General features: G+C 74.1%; 11 protein-coding genes. 7 read left to right on the forward strand and 4 right to left on the reverse strand.

Features of this window, described 5'->3' with window-relative positions:
• On the reverse strand, nt 1–1,027 hold a 1,027-nt coding region (locus E0D90_RS14205; RefSeq protein ID WP_130798479.1), incomplete at its 3' end, for a hypothetical protein.
• Between the two features lie 266 nt (nt 1,028–1,293).
• On the opposite strand from E0D90_RS14205, the gene E0D90_RS14210 reads away from it, so the two are divergent.
• Nucleotides 1,294–2,574, forward strand: a complete 1,281-nt coding sequence (locus E0D90_RS14210) for an aspartate aminotransferase family protein (RefSeq protein WP_130798481.1) — start codon at nt 1,294–1,296, stop codon at nt 2,572–2,574.
• Nucleotides 2,575–2,708: 134 nt separating this feature from the next.
• On the opposite strand, the gene E0D90_RS14215 is transcribed toward E0D90_RS14210, so the two are convergent.
• The gene (locus E0D90_RS14215) at nt 2,709–3,434 is read right to left on the reverse strand and encodes a helix-turn-helix domain-containing protein (RefSeq protein WP_103500282.1); all 726 of its coding nucleotides are present in this window, start codon (nt 3,432–3,434) and stop codon (nt 2,709–2,711) included.
• 856 nt (nt 3,435–4,290) lie between these two features.
• Here E0D90_RS14215 and E0D90_RS14220 point away from each other — a divergent pair.
• The 6 genes from E0D90_RS14220 (at nt 4,291) to E0D90_RS14245 (ending at nt 14,576) form a co-directional block, all read left to right on the forward strand.
• Nucleotides 4,291–6,003: a thiamine pyrophosphate-binding protein gene (locus E0D90_RS14220; RefSeq protein WP_130798483.1), complete on the forward strand. Its 1,713-nt coding sequence runs from the start codon at nt 4,291–4,293 to the stop codon at nt 6,001–6,003.
• Between the two features lies 1 nt (nt 6,004).
• Nucleotides 6,005–7,528 (forward strand): asparagine synthase-related protein, encoded by a 1,524-nt coding sequence (locus E0D90_RS14225; protein WP_130798485.1) that lies wholly within the window; start codon nt 6,005–6,007, stop codon nt 7,526–7,528.
• Nucleotides 7,529–7,639: 111 nt separating this feature from the next.
• The gene (gene speB / locus E0D90_RS14230; RefSeq protein WP_103504669.1) at nt 7,640–8,590 is read left to right on the forward strand and encodes an agmatinase; all 951 of its coding nucleotides are present in this window, start codon (nt 7,640–7,642) and stop codon (nt 8,588–8,590) included.
• Nucleotides 8,587–9,561 (forward strand): clavaminate synthase Cs1, encoded by a 975-nt coding sequence (cs1, locus tag E0D90_RS14235; RefSeq protein WP_130798487.1) that lies wholly within the window; start codon nt 8,587–8,589, stop codon nt 9,559–9,561. Before speB ends, cs1 begins: the two co-directional genes overlap by 4 nt.
• 209 nt (nt 9,562–9,770) lie before the next feature.
• Nucleotides 9,771–10,946: a bifunctional glutamate N-acetyltransferase/amino-acid acetyltransferase ArgJ gene (argJ, locus tag E0D90_RS14240; protein ID WP_103504671.1), complete on the forward strand. Its 1,176-nt coding sequence runs from the start codon at nt 9,771–9,773 to the stop codon at nt 10,944–10,946.
• 426 nt (nt 10,947–11,372) lie between these two features.
• Nucleotides 11,373–14,576, forward strand: a complete 3,204-nt coding sequence (locus tag E0D90_RS14245) for an ATP-binding protein (protein WP_170214977.1) — start codon at nt 11,373–11,375, stop codon at nt 14,574–14,576.
• Nucleotides 14,577–14,612: 36 nt separating this feature from the next.
• On the opposite strand, the gene E0D90_RS14250 is transcribed toward E0D90_RS14245, so the two are convergent.
• On the reverse strand, nt 14,613–15,971 hold the full coding sequence (locus E0D90_RS14250; protein ID WP_130798491.1) for an APC family permease: 1,359 nt from the start codon (nt 15,969–15,971) through the stop codon (nt 14,613–14,615).
• 5 nt (nt 15,972–15,976) lie between these two features.
• Nucleotides 15,977–16,992, reverse strand: a 1,016-nt coding sequence (locus tag E0D90_RS14255) for a threonine ammonia-lyase (RefSeq protein ID WP_227870219.1), incomplete at its 5' end; no start/stop codon positions are given.

The raw sequence follows: 16,992 nt of genomic DNA on the forward strand, positions 1-16,992 counted from the left end.
CGGACACCTCCGGTTCGGGGTGGGCCAGGGCGAGCCACGCCAGGTTGTCGAGGAACAGCCGCAGCAGCTCCGCGGGCGGCGTGGAGCCGGCCGGCCCGGACCACAGGACGGCGTCGCCGTCGGCCGGTGGCAGGCCGGGCCGGCGGGTCTCCAGGGCACGCAGTTGCCAGCGGTCCACCACGGTGCGGTCCTCCAGCGGGGTCGCGGTGACGCCGGTGGCCCAGCGCAGCACCGCGTGCATGCCCCCCGGCGGACCGGCGAAGCGTTCCACGTCGGCCAGCGCGCGCGGGACGTCGATGTCGGGGGTGAGGGCGGCACCCAGCGCGGCGAGACCCTCGGTGTCGCCGAGGGACTTGAGCTTCTCCCCCGCCCACTTGGAGGCGAAGTACAGCTCTCCCGCCGCGGCCGTACGGGCGTTGAGGGAGGCCACGACGGCCTCCCGGGCGCGGGTCGCGGCGGCGCGGGGGTTGACCGGCAGCAGCCAGCGGGCGGCGGTCGCCAGGCGGTGCGCCTCGACGGTCCACCACTGCTCGACGGCCTCGGCGAGCCATTCCGCGCGCAGTCCGGCGTGCCACGCGTCCCACGGCGGCTCGGCCGTCAGGACGAGTCCGAGCGCGAGACGGCCGACGGTGTTCAGGGCGCGGCGGCGGTGGTTCCACGCGTCCTCGGTGACGCTGTCGAAGCGCGGCCAGGGTGCGGTGGCGAGGTCGGCGGTGGTGGCCCGGACGGCGCTGGCCTGGCGGATGTTGACGTCGATGACGGCGCCGTGTTCGTGGGACTGGATCGGGAAGCGGGTGAGGCGGTCGTTCTCGACGAGCACCAGCAGGTCGAGGTCGCTGCGGTGGTTCCCGAACCCCGCGAGCACCGAGCCCGAGGCGACCGCGAGCACCGGGGCGCCCACGCCCTGGTCGGACTCGCCCAGCAACGCCTCACGGGTCAGGCCGCGCTCGTCCAGGAACGCGTCGAGGCGCCTGGCGAGTACACCGGGGTCGGGGAACGCGACAGCGCCGGCTGACGTGGTCTGCATACGGTCGGGCACCTTTCGGCTGCGGGTGGAGCGGCGGTCGCCGGTAGGCGGCGCCCGGACGTGCAGTGCAGCCTGCCGACGACCTCCGGGAAGGGTCAACGGATGTTCCGGCAGCCGGAACGCGGCTTCCCTCCCGCTGTGGCGGCGGGCTACAACTGCTGACCGTGGGTGGGCCTTCGCCCCGGTGGCGGGTCGCCTCGCCGGTGCGAGCGGCGCCGCGCGGAGCGGCGCAGGGCCCACCGTGTCCGGGAAGAAGGGGACGCACCATGACCGAGCCGCCCGGGCGGGACCGTGCGCGGAGCACCTTCGCGGCCGTCCGCGCCCATCAGTCGCCGCAACTCGCCCTGATGTACGGCATGAACGGAACCAATGCCGTGGAGGCCGTCGGGGCGGGCGCGCGCCTGCGGCTGTCGGACGGCCGCGAGCTGCTCGACTTCGGCAGCTACGCGGTGACGCTGCTGGGCCAGCGCCACCCCGCCGTGGTCCGCGCGGTGCGGCGCGAGCTGGAGGCGATGCCGGTCTCCACCCGGGTGCTCGGCAACGTGACCACGGCCCGCTTCGCGCAGACGCTGGCCGAGTGGGCGGATCCCGGCCGTCTGACCCGGGTGTGGCTGGGTCTCAACGGCTGTGACGCGGTGGAGGCCGCACTCAAGCTGGCCCGCCTGGCGACCGGGCGCACCCGGGTCCTCGCCGTCGAGGGCGCCTACCACGGCAAGTCGCTCGGCGCGCTGGCGGCGACCTGGAACCCGCGCTACCGGCAGTCGCTGGAGCCCCTCCTCGCCGGGGTGACCCATCTACCGCCGGAGGTCCCCGCGATCGCGCGGGCGTTCGGGGAGGCCGAGATCGCCGCCGTCCTGGTCGAGCCGGTACAGGGCGAGGGCGGGGTCCGGCCGCTGGACCCCGGCTTTCTGCGGGCTCTCGGCGACGCGGCGCACGCGCACGGCGCCTTTGTGATCGCGGACGAGATCCAGACGGGCCTGCGTCGCTGCGGGCCCCGCCTGGTCAGCGCGGACAGCGGACTGCGCCCGGACGCCGTGCTGCTCGGCAAGGCACTGGGCGGCGGTGTGCAGCCGGTCTCGGCCGTGGTGGCCACCCCGGAGCTGTACCGGCCCCTGGCCGAGGACCCCTTCGTGCACACCACGACGTTCTCCGGTCATCCGCTCGGCGCGGCCGCGGGTCTCGCCGCCCTGGCCGCCGTCGAGCGGCTCGCGCCGCGCGGCGACCGGCTGGCGGAGCTGCTGGCGGCCGGGCTGGGCCGTCTGGCCGGGCGTCATTCCTCGCTGGTCACCGAGGTGCGGGGCCAGGGGCTGCTGTGGGGGCTGGAGTTCGTCACCCCGGCGGTGGCCGGGCACGTGCTGATGGAGCTGGGCCGGTCCGGCCTGGTGGTGTCGCCCTGTCTGGGCCGGCCCGAGGTGCTGCGCCTGCTGCCGCCGCTGGTGGCCTCGGACGACGAGATCGAGGAGGCGTTCGCCGTCCTGGACACGGTGTGCGGGGCCGTGCCGGAGGAGTTCCTCGGTGTCGCGCCGAGCGCCCTTCCGGCATCGTGAGCCCGTGCTCGGTGCGGGGCCGGCCGGGTCCGCCGCGCGGACCGTCCGCGGCACCCGGGGTGGCGTGGTTCCGCAGCCTCAGGGCGTCCCTCGTGGGAGCACCCTGAGGAGCGGCGTGCTTCGCTCCGAGCGGGTCAGGGCTGAGGGAGCAGATCGGGGTTGCGCTGCAGAGCGCGGGAGACGGCGGCGCCGGCGGCCTGGAGATGGGAGGCGGTCTCGGTCTCGTGCACCCGGCCGGGCGGAGCCGCGACGGCGAGGACGCCGACGGCGGTGCCCGGGGACAGCAGCAGGGGTGCGGCGAGCGCCACCGTTCCCGGTGTGCGCAGGATGACGACTCTGTTCCGCAGGACGCACAGCACCTCGCCGCTCCCCCGCCCCGCGGTCCTGACGGAGACCTCGCCCACCGGCCGGCGGTGTGAGACCGGCAATGCCCGTCCGGCGCCGTTCAGGCGAAGCACTTCGGTGGCAGCTCTGGTGGATATCACGACCTGTTCCCGAAAGCTCTCCCCACTGTCGCTGGAGTGGTGCACGGAGTCCACCAGCCCGGCGTCCTGGTGCAGGACGTCGGATATGAAGACGAACGCTCCCCCCAGGGTGAGATGATGCAGCCGTTCCACGAAAGGGCGGGCCGTGTCGCGTAAATCGACCTGCCGGGGAACGCGCGTTCCCAGCATGTAAAGGGCGACCCCCAGCCGGAGACCGCTCTCACCTCGTTCCAGCATGCCCTCCTTGACCAGTTCCGCGACGATCCGGTGTGCGGTCGCCTTGGGCATACCGGCACGTCGAGCCAGCTCAGAGAGCGGGACCTCACGTTCGCGCGGACGGAAGCAGTGAAGGACGCTCAAACCGCGAGCCAGCATGGAACGACTGTTCTCCCGATCAGACAAAGAAACATTCCTCCACTGCCGAAAGGTTGCGCACAGGGAACTTCCTGGCGCTTCGGGATGCGACGGGAGCCGAAAGACGCGTCCCGTCGAATAGGAAGTTCACTTGAATGCCGTGCCAGCCTCCGAGGCCGCAGCATCCCCGATATACCCCGCCCATGTACCCCGCATCCCACGTTCAACACCAGACACCCGAAAATTCACAACTCGATCACTACCGAAAAGCGGTCACGCAGGAATTGACCTTAACAGTCGAGCATTCGACGGAAAACAGAGAGAAACCAGCCAAACCGAACCGGGGCGGGCCGGGGCTGTTTAAATCGCGCCGAGCGCGCCAGGCTCTGCCGCCGACCCCTCAGCCCGTCGGCCGTGGGGCTCCGGGCCACCTCACCCGGCCCGGCCGGCGCGGCGCCGCCCGGCCCTCGACACCGCTCCCGGCCGCCTCAGCACAGGGCCACGAAGGGCACCGCGGCCCACGCGCGCCGGCCGAGGCCGGCCGAGGCGGCCCGACGGCCGCGGGTGGCCTGAACGGGACCGTCCGGCCACCCCGGGGAGGGACGGCCCGGCGGTGACGGCGGTGGAGCGCGGGACACGTGGGACACGAGCGACCCGGCGCCGGGCGACGCCCCCGGGAGAGCCCACCAGCTCACCGGCCGCGGCGCGTTGAAAGGCGGCGGCCTTCACTCAAGGAAACCGTCCATGTTCCTGCAAGGGCGGCACACCAGGGTGGTACCGGCCACACCGGGCCGGCCGCCACGGTTTCACCGGCGCGGCCCACGGAAGACCGTTCCCCTCCTCCGCGCGGCGAGACCCGCCCTCCCAGGGAGCCTGCATGTCACGAGTGTCCAAGACCCCCGGCGCCGGGGCGACGACTGCCCACGCCCTCCTCCAGCGCCTGCGGGACCACGGTGTGGAGACCGTGTTCGGGGTGGTCGGCCGCGAGGCGGCGTCGATCCTCTTCGACGAGGTGCCGGGCATCGACTTCGTCCTCACCCGGCACGAGTTCACCGCCGGCGTCGCCGCGGACGTGCTGGCACGCATCAGCGGCCGGCCGCAGGCCTGCTGGTCGACGCTCGGCCCCGGCATGACCAACCTGGCCACCGGGGTCGCCACCTCCGTCCTGGACCGGTCGCCCGTCATCGCCCTGGCCGCCCAGTCGGAGTCGCACGACATCTTTCCCAACGACACCCACCAGTGCCTGGACTCGGTGGCCGTGATGACGCCGATGACGAAGTACGCGGTGGAGCTGCGCCGCCCGGAGGAGATCACCGACCTCGTCGACTCCGCGGTGTCGGCGGCGATGACGGAACCCGTCGGGCCGAGCTTCATCTCGCTGCCGGTCGACCTCCTGGGCAGCGAGGTCGACACCTCCCTGGTGCGCCCGCCGGCCGAGAGGCACCCGAAACCGCTCGGCGCGGTGCGGGACGGCTGGCGGGAGGCCGCGCTGGAGGCGGCGGAGCTGCTCGCGCGGGCGCGCCACCCGGTCCTCGTCGTCGGCGCGTCCGCGATCCGCTCCGGCGCGGTCCCGGCCGTGCGGCGGCTCGCCGAACGGCTGCGCGTCCCGGTCGTCACCACCTACATCGCCAAGGGGGTGCTGCCGGCCGGGCACGAGCTGGACTACGGCGCGGTGACGGGGTACATGGACGGCATCCTGTCCTTCCCCGCCCTGGAGACCCTCTTCGGCCCGGCGGACCTCGTCCTGACGGTCGGGTACGACTACGCCGAGGACCTGCGGCCGTCGATGTGGAGCCGCGGCGGCCCCAAGAAGACGGTCCGGGTCTCACCCACCGCCAACCCGGTCCCCCGGGTCTACCGGCCCGACATCGACATCGTCGCCGACGTACGGGAGTTCGTGGAGTTCCTGGACGCCCGCACCGGGATACCGGAGAAGACACCGCACGACATCTCGGCGCTGCGGGCACGGATCGCCCAGTTCCTCGCGGACCCCGAGGACCACCCCGACGGGATGCGGGCACATCAGGTCATCGACTGCATGAACACGGTCATGGCGGAGACCGCGGAGCCCGGCGAGGGCACCATCGTCTCCGACATCGGGTTCTTCCGGCACTACGGGGTTCTCTTCGCCCGGGCCGACCAGCCCTTCGGATTCCTGACCTCGGCCGGCTGCTCCAGCTTCGGGTACGGCATCCCGGCGGCGATGGGCGCACAGCTCGCCCGCCCCGGACAGCCGACCTTCCTCATCGCGGGGGACGGCGGGTTCCACTCCAACAGCGCGGACCTGGAGACGATCGCCCGGCTCAACCTGCCGATCGTGACCGTCGTCGTCAACAACGACACCAACGGCCTGATCGAGCTCTACCAGCACCTGGGCCACCGGCGCTCGCACGAGCCGGCGGTCAGGTTCACCGGCGTGGACTTCACCCTGCTCGCGGCGGCCAACGGCATCGAGGCGGCCAGGGCGGCCGACCGCGAGGAGCTGCTGGCGGCGCTGCGGAAGGGGGCGGGAAGGGACAGGCCGTTCCTGATCGAGGTGCCGGTGAACTACGACTTCACCTCAGGCGGCTTCGGAGCGCTGAGCATCTGACATGGCCGACAACCTGCCCTGTGCCACCGGATTCTCGGTCGCCGTCCGCACGGAGCCGGAGCGCTCGCCCCGGCCGTCCTTCGCCTCAGCCGGCTCCCGGACGGAGGTCGCTCAGACCGTGGCGGGGCTCCGGCTGCGGGCCACGCTCCTGCACACCGGAGCCCCGGAGGGCGCCTGCGCGTGGCGGCCGGAGAAGGCAGCGGTCGTCGCCGGAGAGCTCTACAACCGCTGTGAACTGCGGTCGTTGCTGCCCGGGGTCGGTGAACCGGCCGGTGACGGTGACGGTGACGCCCAGCTCGTCCTGGCGCTGTTCGACATCTACGACCTGCACGCGTTCCGCCTGCTCAACGGACGGTTCGCCGCCGTGGTCGTGGCGGGGGGCCGCGCCGTCCTCGCGACCGACCACGCCGGCTCGGTCCCCCTGTACACCTGCGCCGCCCCCGGCCGGGTGCTTGCCGCGACCGAGGCGAAGACGCTGCGCACCGCGGCGCCGGGGCGACGTCTGACCGGCGCCCGTGCGGTGCCCGGCATGCGCGGCGTCCACCAGGTGCCCGCGGGGACGGTGCTCGACATCGGCGTCGGCGCCACGGGCTGCGCACCCCACACCACCTGGGCGCCGCCGCACTCACGCCGGATCCTGCCGGAGGACCGGGCGGCCGAAGCCGTCCGCGCCGCCCTCGAAAGCGCGGTGGACGCCCGCACGGGCCCCGGCACACCGCTGGTGCTGATCTCCGGCGGCATCGACTCCTCCGGTGTCGCCGCCCTGGCGGCCCGAGGTCCCGGTGCCACGACCGACACCGTGTCCATGGGCACCGAGGAGAGGAACGAGTTCCCACAGGCACGTGCCGTCGCGGGCCATCTCGGCACCAACCACACCGAAGTCGTCGTCCCCGCCTCCGAGCTGGTCGCACGGCTCCCGCACACGGTGTGGGCGGCCGAGTGCCGGGACCCGGACATCATCGAGTACCTGCTGCCGCTGACCGCCCTCTACCTGCGGCTCGAAGGCCCCGGCCGGCGGGTCCTCACCGGCTACGGAGCCGACATCCCCCTCGGCGGCATGCACCGCGAGGGCCGCCTCCCCGCGCTGGACACGGCCCTCGCCCACGACATGGCCACCTTCGACGGGCTGAACGAGATGACGCCGGTCCTCTCCGGAATCGGCGGTCACTGGTCCACCCACCCGTTCTGGGACCGCGAGGTACTGGAACTGCTCACCTCACTGGAGGCCGGGCTCAAGAGCCGGCACGGCCGGGACAAGTGGGTGCTACGCGCCGCCATGCGCGACCTCCTGCCCCACGAGACGGTCACGCGCCCCAAACTCGGCGTCCACGAGGGGTCCGGTACGACATCGTCGTTCACCCGGCTGCTCACCGACGCCGGCCTGCCCCCGCCGCACGTGCACCGGGCCAAACGGCTCGTCGTGGGCGAGCTGTTCCAGCAGGTGGTCGTCGACGGTCTCCATCCCGACGAGGTCGACCTTCCCGCGGTGGTGCACCGGCTGGACCGCCGGGAGTTCGTTCCCTGACCGACGGCCGCCGCCGCGCGCACGGCCGGCGCGGCGGACGCGCCGGCGTTCCCTCCTCCCACCGGGAGCAGGGCGAAGACACCTCAGCCGAACCGAGAGAACGGTGAAGTGGTGGAACGCATCGACATCAACGTCTCCCCCCGCTACGCGCAGATCCCGACCTTCATGCGCCTTCCGCACGACCCCCAGCCCCGGGACCGGGACGTGGTCGTGATCGGCGCGCCCTACGACGGGGGCGCCAGCTACCGGCCGGGCGCGCGCTTCGGGCCCCGGGCGATCCGCAACGAGTCCGGCCTGATCCACGGCGTGGGCATCGACCGCGGCCCCGGGACCTTCGACCTCATCAACTGCGTGGACGCCGGGGACATCGACCTGACCCCTTTCAACATGCACATCGCGATGGACACCGCGCAGCGCAGGCTCGACGAGATCCTGCAGGACAACGCCGCGTTCCTCATGCTCGGCGGGGACCACTCGCTGACCCTCGCCGCGCTGCGCGCCGTCGCCCGCCGGCACGGCCCCGTGGCGGTCCTGCACCTGGACGCGCACTCCGACACCAACCCGGCCTTCTACGGCGGTGAGTACCACCACGGCACCCCGTTCCGCCATGCCATCGAGGAGAAGCTGGTCGACCCCCAGCGGATGCTCCAGATCGGGATCCGCGGACACAACCCGGAGCCCGGCTCGCTGGACTACCCACGCGGCCACGGAGTGCGCGTCGTCACCTCCGACGAGTTCGCCGCGCTCGGCCCCGCCGACACCGCGCGGCTCGTCCGCGAGACGGTGGGCACCGGGCCGGTCTACGTCTCCGTCGACATCGACGTGGTGGACCCCGCCTTCGCGCCCGGCACCGGGACGCCGGCGCCCGGCGGCCCCTCCTCCCGGGAGGTCCTGGCGCTGCTGCGCTGCGTCGGCGACCTCACCCCCGTGGGATTCGACGTCATGGAGGTCTCCCCTCTCTACGACCACGGCGGCATCACCTCGATCCTCGCCACCGAGATGGGCGCGGAACTCCTCCACCAGTACGCGCGGGCCCACACCGCGGAAAGGAAACCGTCATGACCACAGTGGACTGCAGCGGCTTCGCCGGGCGGCTGCTCGCGCTCGCGGGTGGGCTCCCCCGTGTCCCCCGCGCCGACATCCACGCCTTCCTCGACGCCGCTCACCAGGCGTCCGCCGAGCTGCCCGCCGCCATGGCGGCGGCGCTGGACGGCTTCCGCGCCGACGGCACCCAGGACGGTCATCTCCTGCTGCGCGGCCTTCCGGTCGAGCCGGACGACATCCTGCCGCCGACGCCGGACGTCACGCCCGCGCCGGCGGACCGGCCGCTGCTGACCATGGAGGCGATGCTGGCCGTCGTCGGCCGCCGCCTCGGTCTCCACACGGGCTACCGGGAGCTGCGCGCGGCCTCCGTCTTCCACGACGTGTACCCCTCGCCCGGCGCCCACCACCTCTCCTCGGAGACATCCGAGACCCTGCTGGAGTTCCACACCGAGATGGCGTACCACGTACTCCAGCCCAACTACGTCATGCTGGCGTGCGCCCGCGCGGACCACGACCGGAGGGCGGCCACCCTGGTCGCCTCCGTGCGCAACGCCCTGCCGCTGGTGCCCCAGCGGCTCCGCGCCCGGCTGTACGACCGGCCCGTGCCGTGCTGCGTGGACGTGGCGTTCCGCGGGGGCGTCGAGGACCCGGGCGCCATCGCGCGGGTCAGACCGCTGTACGGCGATCCCGCCGAGCCCTTCCTCGGCTACGACCGCGAGCTGCTCGCCCCGGACGACCCCCGGGACGTAAAGGCCCTCGACGCGCTCTCCAAGGCGCTGGACCAGGTCACGGAGGCCGTGTACCTCACACCGGGCGATGTGCTGATCGTCGACAACTTCCGCACCACCCACGCCCGCACCCCTTTCACCCCACGCTGGGACGGAAAGGACCGCTGGCTGCACCGCGCCTACATCCGTACCGACCGCAACGGGCAGCTCTCCGGCGGCGAACGGGCGGGCGACGTCGTCTCCTTCACCCCCCGGGCCTGATCACCACGGACGGCGCGCCGGCCCCGGAGCGCCCACCCGTAGCACGCGCTTCCGGCGGGTGCCCGGAGCCCGCCGCGGCGGTTCGACGTGGTGGACCACGTGATGGAGACTGCTCGACACCGGCCGTGCCGGGCCCCGGTCCGGCGCCCGGCACGGGCCACCAGCACACACACGCGCACGCGCACGCGCACTTCGGGAGACGATGAGTCATGACGGACAGCGGAGCCTTCGCGCCCCGGGGGTTCGCGGTGCACACCGCACCGGTCGGCCTGGGCGACGACGGGCGGGACGACTTCACCGTCCTGCTCTCCACCGTGCCCGCCACCGTGAGCGGGGTGTTCACCCGCTCCCGGTTCGTGGGGCCGAGCGTCGTCCTCAGCCGGGCGGCCGTCGCCGACCGCAGCGCGCGGGGTGTGGTGGTACTGGCGCGGAATGCGAACGTCGCCACCGGCCGGCAGGGCGAGAAGAACGCGCGTGAGGTGCGCGCGGCCGTGGCGCGGGCGGTGGGAGTGCCCGAGGACGAACTGCTCATCGCCTCCACCGGGGTGATCGGCCGCCAGTACCCGATGCCCGGCATCCTGGAGCACATCGCCACCCTGTCGCCGCCCTTCCCCGACGGGGACTTCGACGCGGCGGCCCGGGCGATCATGACGACCGACACCCGGCCGAAGACCGCGCGCCGGCGCGTGGGCGACGCCTCGCTCGTGGGCATCGCCAAGGGGGTCGGCATGATCGAACCCGACATGGCGACCCTGCTGACCTTCTTCGCCACCGACGCCGCGCTCGACCCCGACGTCCAGGACCGGATCTTCCGCCGGGTGATGGACCGGACCTTCAACGCGGTCAGCATCGACACCGACACCTCCACCAGTGACACGGCGGCGCTCTTCGCCAACGGCGTCGCCGGGGCCGTCGACCCGGTCGCGTTCGAGGAGGCGCTGCACGATGTCGCGCTGACCCTGGTCAAGGACATCGCCCACGACGGGGAGGGCGCGAGCAAGCTCATCGAGGTGCGGGTCTCGGGCGCGCGGGACGACGCGCAGGCCAAGCGCGTCGGCAAGGCCGTCGTCAACTCACCGCTGGTCAAGACGGCGGTGCACGGCAACGACCCCAACTGGGGGCGGGTGGCCATGGCGATCGGCAAGTGCTCGGACGAGACGGACATCGACCAGGACAGGGTCGCGATCCGCTTCGGAGAGGTGACCGTCTACCCGCCCGTCGAACAGGCGTCGGACGAAGAGCTGCGTTCGGCCGTGGCGGAGCAGATGCGGGGCGAGGAGGTCGTCATCGGCATCGACCTCGCCGTCGCCGACGGCGAGTTCACGGTCTACGGCTGCGACCTCACCGACGGCTACATCCGGATCAACGCCGACTACTCGACCTGAGCCGAACGGCACGCGGGACCACCGGGCGCCGGCGCCCGGCGCCCTGACGGCCCGGCGGCCCCGAGCCCCCGACGCACCAGGCACGACCTGACGGCCCGACGCCCCTGACGACCTGACGCCCGCCGGAGACCCCGCCTCGCGGAGAGCGCACCGGCGGGCGCGGGCGTCCGCGGGCGCGCCCCGGTGCCCGCCGGCCCGCAGGACTCACCCCCTCACGCGGACGGATTTCGGACAATGTCCCCCGCGGCCCCGTCCGGCCCCCCGGAGCGGCGCGAAGAGTGACAACATGATTACCCCCTGCAACTCTCAGCGCTCCGGCGGGACATGGGCCGGCCGGCGTCCCCGCAGGGCACGGACACCGATGAGGTGTCCCGCGCCCCACCAGCCCCGGGCCTCCCCGGGCCCTCGCCGACAGGACGGGCCTGCATGCGCACCGCTGACCACCTTGTCCTCCGCGACACCGACCGGCGCCCGCCCTCCGTCACGGTATTCGGGCAGCTGGCGGTCACTCTCGGGCCGGAGCCCCTGCGTCTCGGCTCACCGAAGCAACGCGCCCTGTTCGCGCTCCTGCTGATCAACGCCGGCCAGGTCATGCCGGTGCCCCGGATCATCCAGGCCATCTGGGACACCTCGCCCCCCGACTCGGTACTGGCGACGCTGCACTCCTACGTGTCCCGCCTGCGCAAGGCGCTGGCCGGCGACAGCCGCGGCGGGGGACGGCCCACGGAGCTGGCCCTGCGTCACCGGGCCCCCGGATACGTCCTCGACCTGGGGCCGCACCGGAGCGACGCCGACCTCTTCCAGGCAGCGGTGGAGCGCGGCCGGCTGTCCTTCGCCGCGGGCGACCTGGAACGGGCGCGGACCACGCTGACCGGGGCCGTCGAGCTGTGGACGGGCGCGCCGTACAGCGAGCTGTCCGGCTACGAGTTCGCGGTGCTGGAGGCCACCCGGCTGGAGCAGCTGCGGCTGCGGGCGTTCCAGATACGGGCGGACGCCTGTCTCGGCCTCGGCGAGTACGAGGAGGTGGTGCGTCAGCTCAGCCAGGAGGTACGCGCGAACCCGCTGCAGGAGCGCCTCGGGTGGCGGCTGATGCTCGCGCAGTACCACTCGGGGCAGCCCGCGGAGGCGCTGCTGACCTATGAGCGCATCCGGTCCTTCCTCGCGTCGGAGCTGGGCGCCGACACCAGCCGGGAGCTGCAGGAGCTGCACCGTTCCGTCCTGCGCCAGGACCTCCGGCCCGCGCACGCCGCCCCCGGACCGGCCGGGCTCCCGCCGCGGCTCGACACGCCGCCGGCCGCCGCCGGCCCGCCCCGGGGCGGCGGCCCCGGCTCCGGGCCACCCGGCGTCCCGCCCCGGCGTTCCGCCGCGCTGGTCGGACGGGACGGGGAACTCGCCCGGCTGCGCGCGGTCATGGGCGCGGACGCCGGCGTCCGGACGGTGCTGGTGGCCGGTGAACAGGGAGTCGGGAAGAGCCGTCTGCTCCAGGAGTTCGAGCGGGAGCTGGTCGCGGCGGGTACCGAGGTCGTCGGGGCGCACTGCGCGGAGAGCGCCGAACGCGCCGAGCCCGCCGGGCTCCCGGACCACGCCGTGTGGCTGCCCGCGGTCCGCGCCGTCGTGAGCGCCGGGGAGACAGGGCGGCACGCACGGCTGGAGGCACTGCCGGATTCCGCCCGCGACCTCCTCCGCCGTGTGGCGGCCGCCCACGCCCGAGGCCGTGAGCCGGCCGGCGGTATCGGCCGGCCCGCCTTCCAGAACGCCGTGTGCCAGGCGCTGTGCGCCGATGCGGCGACTCCGCTGGTGCTGCTGCTGGAGGATCTGCACCTGGCGGACGTGCCCAGCCTGGACCTGCTGCGGCTGGTGACCGGGCGGCCGGGTGAGGCGCCGGTACGGGTGATCGCCACCCTGCGGGAGGACCGGGTGTCCTCCAGCGCGGCGTTGCGGCGCACCGTCGCCGGACTGCTGCAGTCTGACAACGTGGAGTACCTGCGGCTGACGCCGCTGTCGACGGACGAGACCCGCACGCTCGTCCACCGGATGTGCGACGCACCCGTCCCGTGGGACCTGGTGCCCAACGTCCACCGCGCCACCGGCGGGAACCCGTCCCTGCTCACCGGGTTGCTGAAGTCCCGGGAGACCCGTGAGGCCCTGGTGGGACCCGTCTGGCGCGTTCCCTTCGAGGTCGAGGTGCTGCTGCGGCACCGCCTGGCGGAGCACCCGCCGGAGGTGGGCGCGGTGCTGGAGAGCTGCGCCGTGATCGGTCCGGTCGTCGACCGGCGCCTGCTCGACGCCGTTGTGCGGCTCCGGGGCGCCGCGGGCTCGGCCGACGACGCGCTCCGGACCGGGCTGATCACGGCGAACCCCGTGGACGGCAACGATCTGCGTTTCGCCCAGGGACTCGTCCGCGACCTGCTGCTGGCCGATCTCGACGCCTCGGCGCGAGCCCGGCTCCACCATCTCGTCGCCCGGGCGCTGGCGTCCGAGGCGGCGAACGGGACCAGAGGGGTGCTCCTGCTCCCGGAGATCGGCTTCCACTGCGCCCGGGCCGCGGGCGGGCTGGCCCCGGCGGAGGCGGTGAGTCCGCTGGTGGAACTCGCGGACGCGGCCCGGCGCCGGCTCCGTCACGGGGAGGCGCACCGGTGGCTCACCGACGCGGTGGCCATCCTCCGCGCCCACCGGCCCCGAGGTGTCTGCACCTCCACCGAGCTGGAACTACGGCAACGGGTCGCCCGGCTGGCGACACTCTCCTACGGACTCGGGGCGGCGGGCGCGGCGCCCGCCCGTGCCCGGGCGGAGCCGGGGGCCGCGCGGCCGGGCGACGGCAGGCCGCCGTCGGCCGTGGTCGCCGACTGCATGACACACCTGGCGCGGGCGGAGTACGGAGCGGCCCGTGGTCTGGTGGAGGTGCTGGACGACCTCGGCGGGCACGGCGGCGGTCAGGAGGCCCGGCTGGCGGCGTCCCTCGGCCGAGGTGTCCTCCACTTCACCTCCGGACGGCTCCCCGAGGCCGTTCCGGCGCTGGAGCGCGGCCTGGCGCTGGCCGGCCGATGGGCGCGTACGGAGCCGTCGGCGCGCGTGGAAGAGCTGTTCGGGAGCGACCCCGGCGTCACCTGCCGCGTGCTGCTGGCCGTCAGCGAACAGCTGCTGGGCCGGGACGCCGCGGCGGAGGACCACCGGGGCCGGCTGCTGCGGCGGGCGGAGCCGGACGGCCACGAACGGCCCTGGAACCGGGTCCACGCGCGCTACGGCGACGCGCTCCTCGCGGTGCTCCGCGGCGACGTGGAGCGGGCGTGGCGGACCAGCCTGGCCGGCCTCGACCTCTCCGAGCGCCACCAACTGGGCGACTGGCGGGAGGTGATGGCCGCGCTGCTCGGCTGGGCGGAGGTCCACCGGGGCCGGACCGAGACCGGTCTCCGGCGGATGCACGGCGCGGTGAGAGGGGCGCCGGCGGGCCCGATGCCCTTCGACATGGTCCGGTGGGGCCTGCTCGGCGAGGCCGAACACCACGCCGGCCTGGAGTCCCGGGCGCAGAGGACGCTGCGGAGGACGTCGGAGGAGCTCCGGCGGCGTTCCGAGCACGTCTACCACCGGCCGCAGTGGCCGTTCGCGCCGCTGCTGAACCGGGCGCTCTGACCGGCTTCCTCCGGCCGCGTCCCGGCGGACGAGCGGTCAGCTGTCCTTCGCGCGGATGTCCTCGGCGCGGCTGCCCTTGGCCGCCCGGTCGGACTCACGCTCCACAATGGAAGAGCGGTTCCCCCGCAGCCGCAGATACAGCAGGGTCGCGGCGGTCACCGCGAGCGGCCACAGCAGATACGGGCCGGAGGCCAGCAGGAGCAGCACGACGGCCACCAGCGACACGACGGCGGCACGGTGCCCGTGGGTCCCCCGGGGCAACAGCCGGACGGCGGCCGCGCTTCCGGCCACGTACACCGCCACCAGCGAGCCGTTGGTGAGGTGCACCAGCGGCTCGGCACCGGCCCCGGTCACCACGACCGCGCCCAGCGACAGGGCCGTCAGCAGGGACACGACGGCGAGACTGCGCCGGGGTACCTCTCCGGCCCGCCCGCCCCGCGCCAGCCACGACGGCAGCGCGCCGTGCCGGGCCAGCGCCGAACCGAGGCCGGCCGCGCCGGCGATGTAGGCGTTGGCGGAGCCCAGGGTCAGCAGAACGGCGGCGAAGGCCGCCAGCGGCCGCGCGTGGTCGCCCATCCCCCGGCTCATCAGCTCGGCCAGGGGCGCGTCGCCGCGGTGGGCGTCGGGCCCGAGCACGGTGATCACGGCGAGGGCGAGCAGGAGGTAGAGCAGCCCCACCACGACCACGGCCGCCCAGGTGGCGCGCTGGATGTCGCGCTCCGGGTGGCGGAACTCGCCCGCCAGGTGCGTGATGGCCTCCCAGCCGGCGAAACTCCAGATCAGCATGGCCGCCGCCGCGCCGATCGCCGGCCAGCCGTGCGGGGCGAACGGCTGGAGGTTGTCCGTGCTCGCGTGCGGCAGGGAGAGCACCATGGCGAGGATCAGCAAGGTCACCAGCAGCGCGGCCAGGAGCAGCTGGACCGGCCCCACCAGCCGCAGCCCGAACGCGTTGGTGGACGCCCCGACGGCCACCAGCACGACGGCGGTGACGGACGTGGTCAGCCGGCCGCCGCCCACGGCGGCCGCGACATACGATCCGCAGAACAGCGCCGCCGCCGCGATGCCGGTGGGCACCGCCAGGTAGAAGCACCAGCCCACCACCGCGGCGCATCGGTCGCCGAACGCCAGCCGCGCGTAGGTCGAGACGCCGCCGGCGTCGGGGTGGCGGGCGCCGAGCGCGGCGAAGCTCAGCGCCAGCGGGGCCGACATCAGCACCAGCAGCAGCCACGCCACCAGTGAGGCCGGCCCGGCGACCCGGGCGGCGAGCGCGGGCAGGGCGATCACCCCGGTGCCCAGGACGGCGGTGACGTACAGGGCGGTGCCCTGGGCCGCGGTGAGTCGGCCCCGGCGGGGCGGCGGGCCGCCCGGGTGGCTCCCACGGCTCGCCCGGCTCATCCGGCTCATTCGCGCAGGCCCGGCGCGCCGGGGGCGGCGTTGCCTCCGGAGGCGACGAGCACCACCGTCGCGCCGTCGGGCAGGTCCAGCTCTCCGGAGCGGAGCGCGGCCAGGGTGACGGCCGCCGACGGTTCGACGAACAGACGGGTGGCGGCGATCATGCGTGCCCAGGCGCCCAGGATCTCCCGCTCGCTGACCGACACCATGCGGTGGACGAGACGCCGCGCGTGGGCGTAGGTGATCTCGCCGGGTGCCGGAGCGGTCAGGCCGTCCGCGACCGATCGCGCGGGGGTGGGAAGGGAGACGAGCGCGCCGGCCGCGAGCGCGTGGGACATCGAGGCGGCCCCGTCCGGCTCCACGCCGATGATCCTCGTGGCGGGCGACAGCGCGGCCAGGACGGTCCCCACTCCGCTGACGAGCCCTCCCCCGCCCACGGGAACGATCACCGCGTCCGGGTTCGGGCAGTGGTCGAGGATCTCCAGGCCGACCGTTCCCTGACCGGCGATCACATCGTGGTCGTCGAAGGGGTGCAGCACGGCGCTGCCCGCCTCGGCGGCCAGTGACCGGGTGGTGCCGATCAGGTCGTCGGTGAGGACGACCCGGCCGCCGAAGCGGCGTACGGCGGCGACCTTGACCGGGACCGACGCCGGGGGCATGCAGACGGTCACGCCGATGCCCAGACGCGTCGCGGCGTACGCGGCGCCGGCGCCGTGGTTGCCCGCCGAGTAGGTGACGACCGCTCGTGCCCCGCCCTCTCGCTCGCTGCGGGCGAAGAGGGCGTTGGCGGCGCCGCGCACCTTGAAACTGCCGGTGTGCTGGAGGTTCTCGGCCTTCACCAGGATGTTCCAGGAGGGCAGTCCGGGCAGCGGGTCGCAGGGGACCAGCGGGGTAGGCCAGGCCGTGTCACGAAGGCGGGCAGCGGCGTCCCTGACGTCCTGGAGGGTGACGAGGTCCATGAGTGCGTGGTCCCTTCCTGGGTCGAACCATGGGGTGGCCACCCGGGCCCCCGGGCGCCGGGGCA

It is taken from the genome of Streptomyces otsuchiensis (genome assembly GCF_004305975.1).
In the GTDB taxonomy this organism is placed as follows: Bacteria; Actinomycetota; Actinomycetes; order Streptomycetales; family Streptomycetaceae; genus Streptomyces; species Streptomyces otsuchiensis.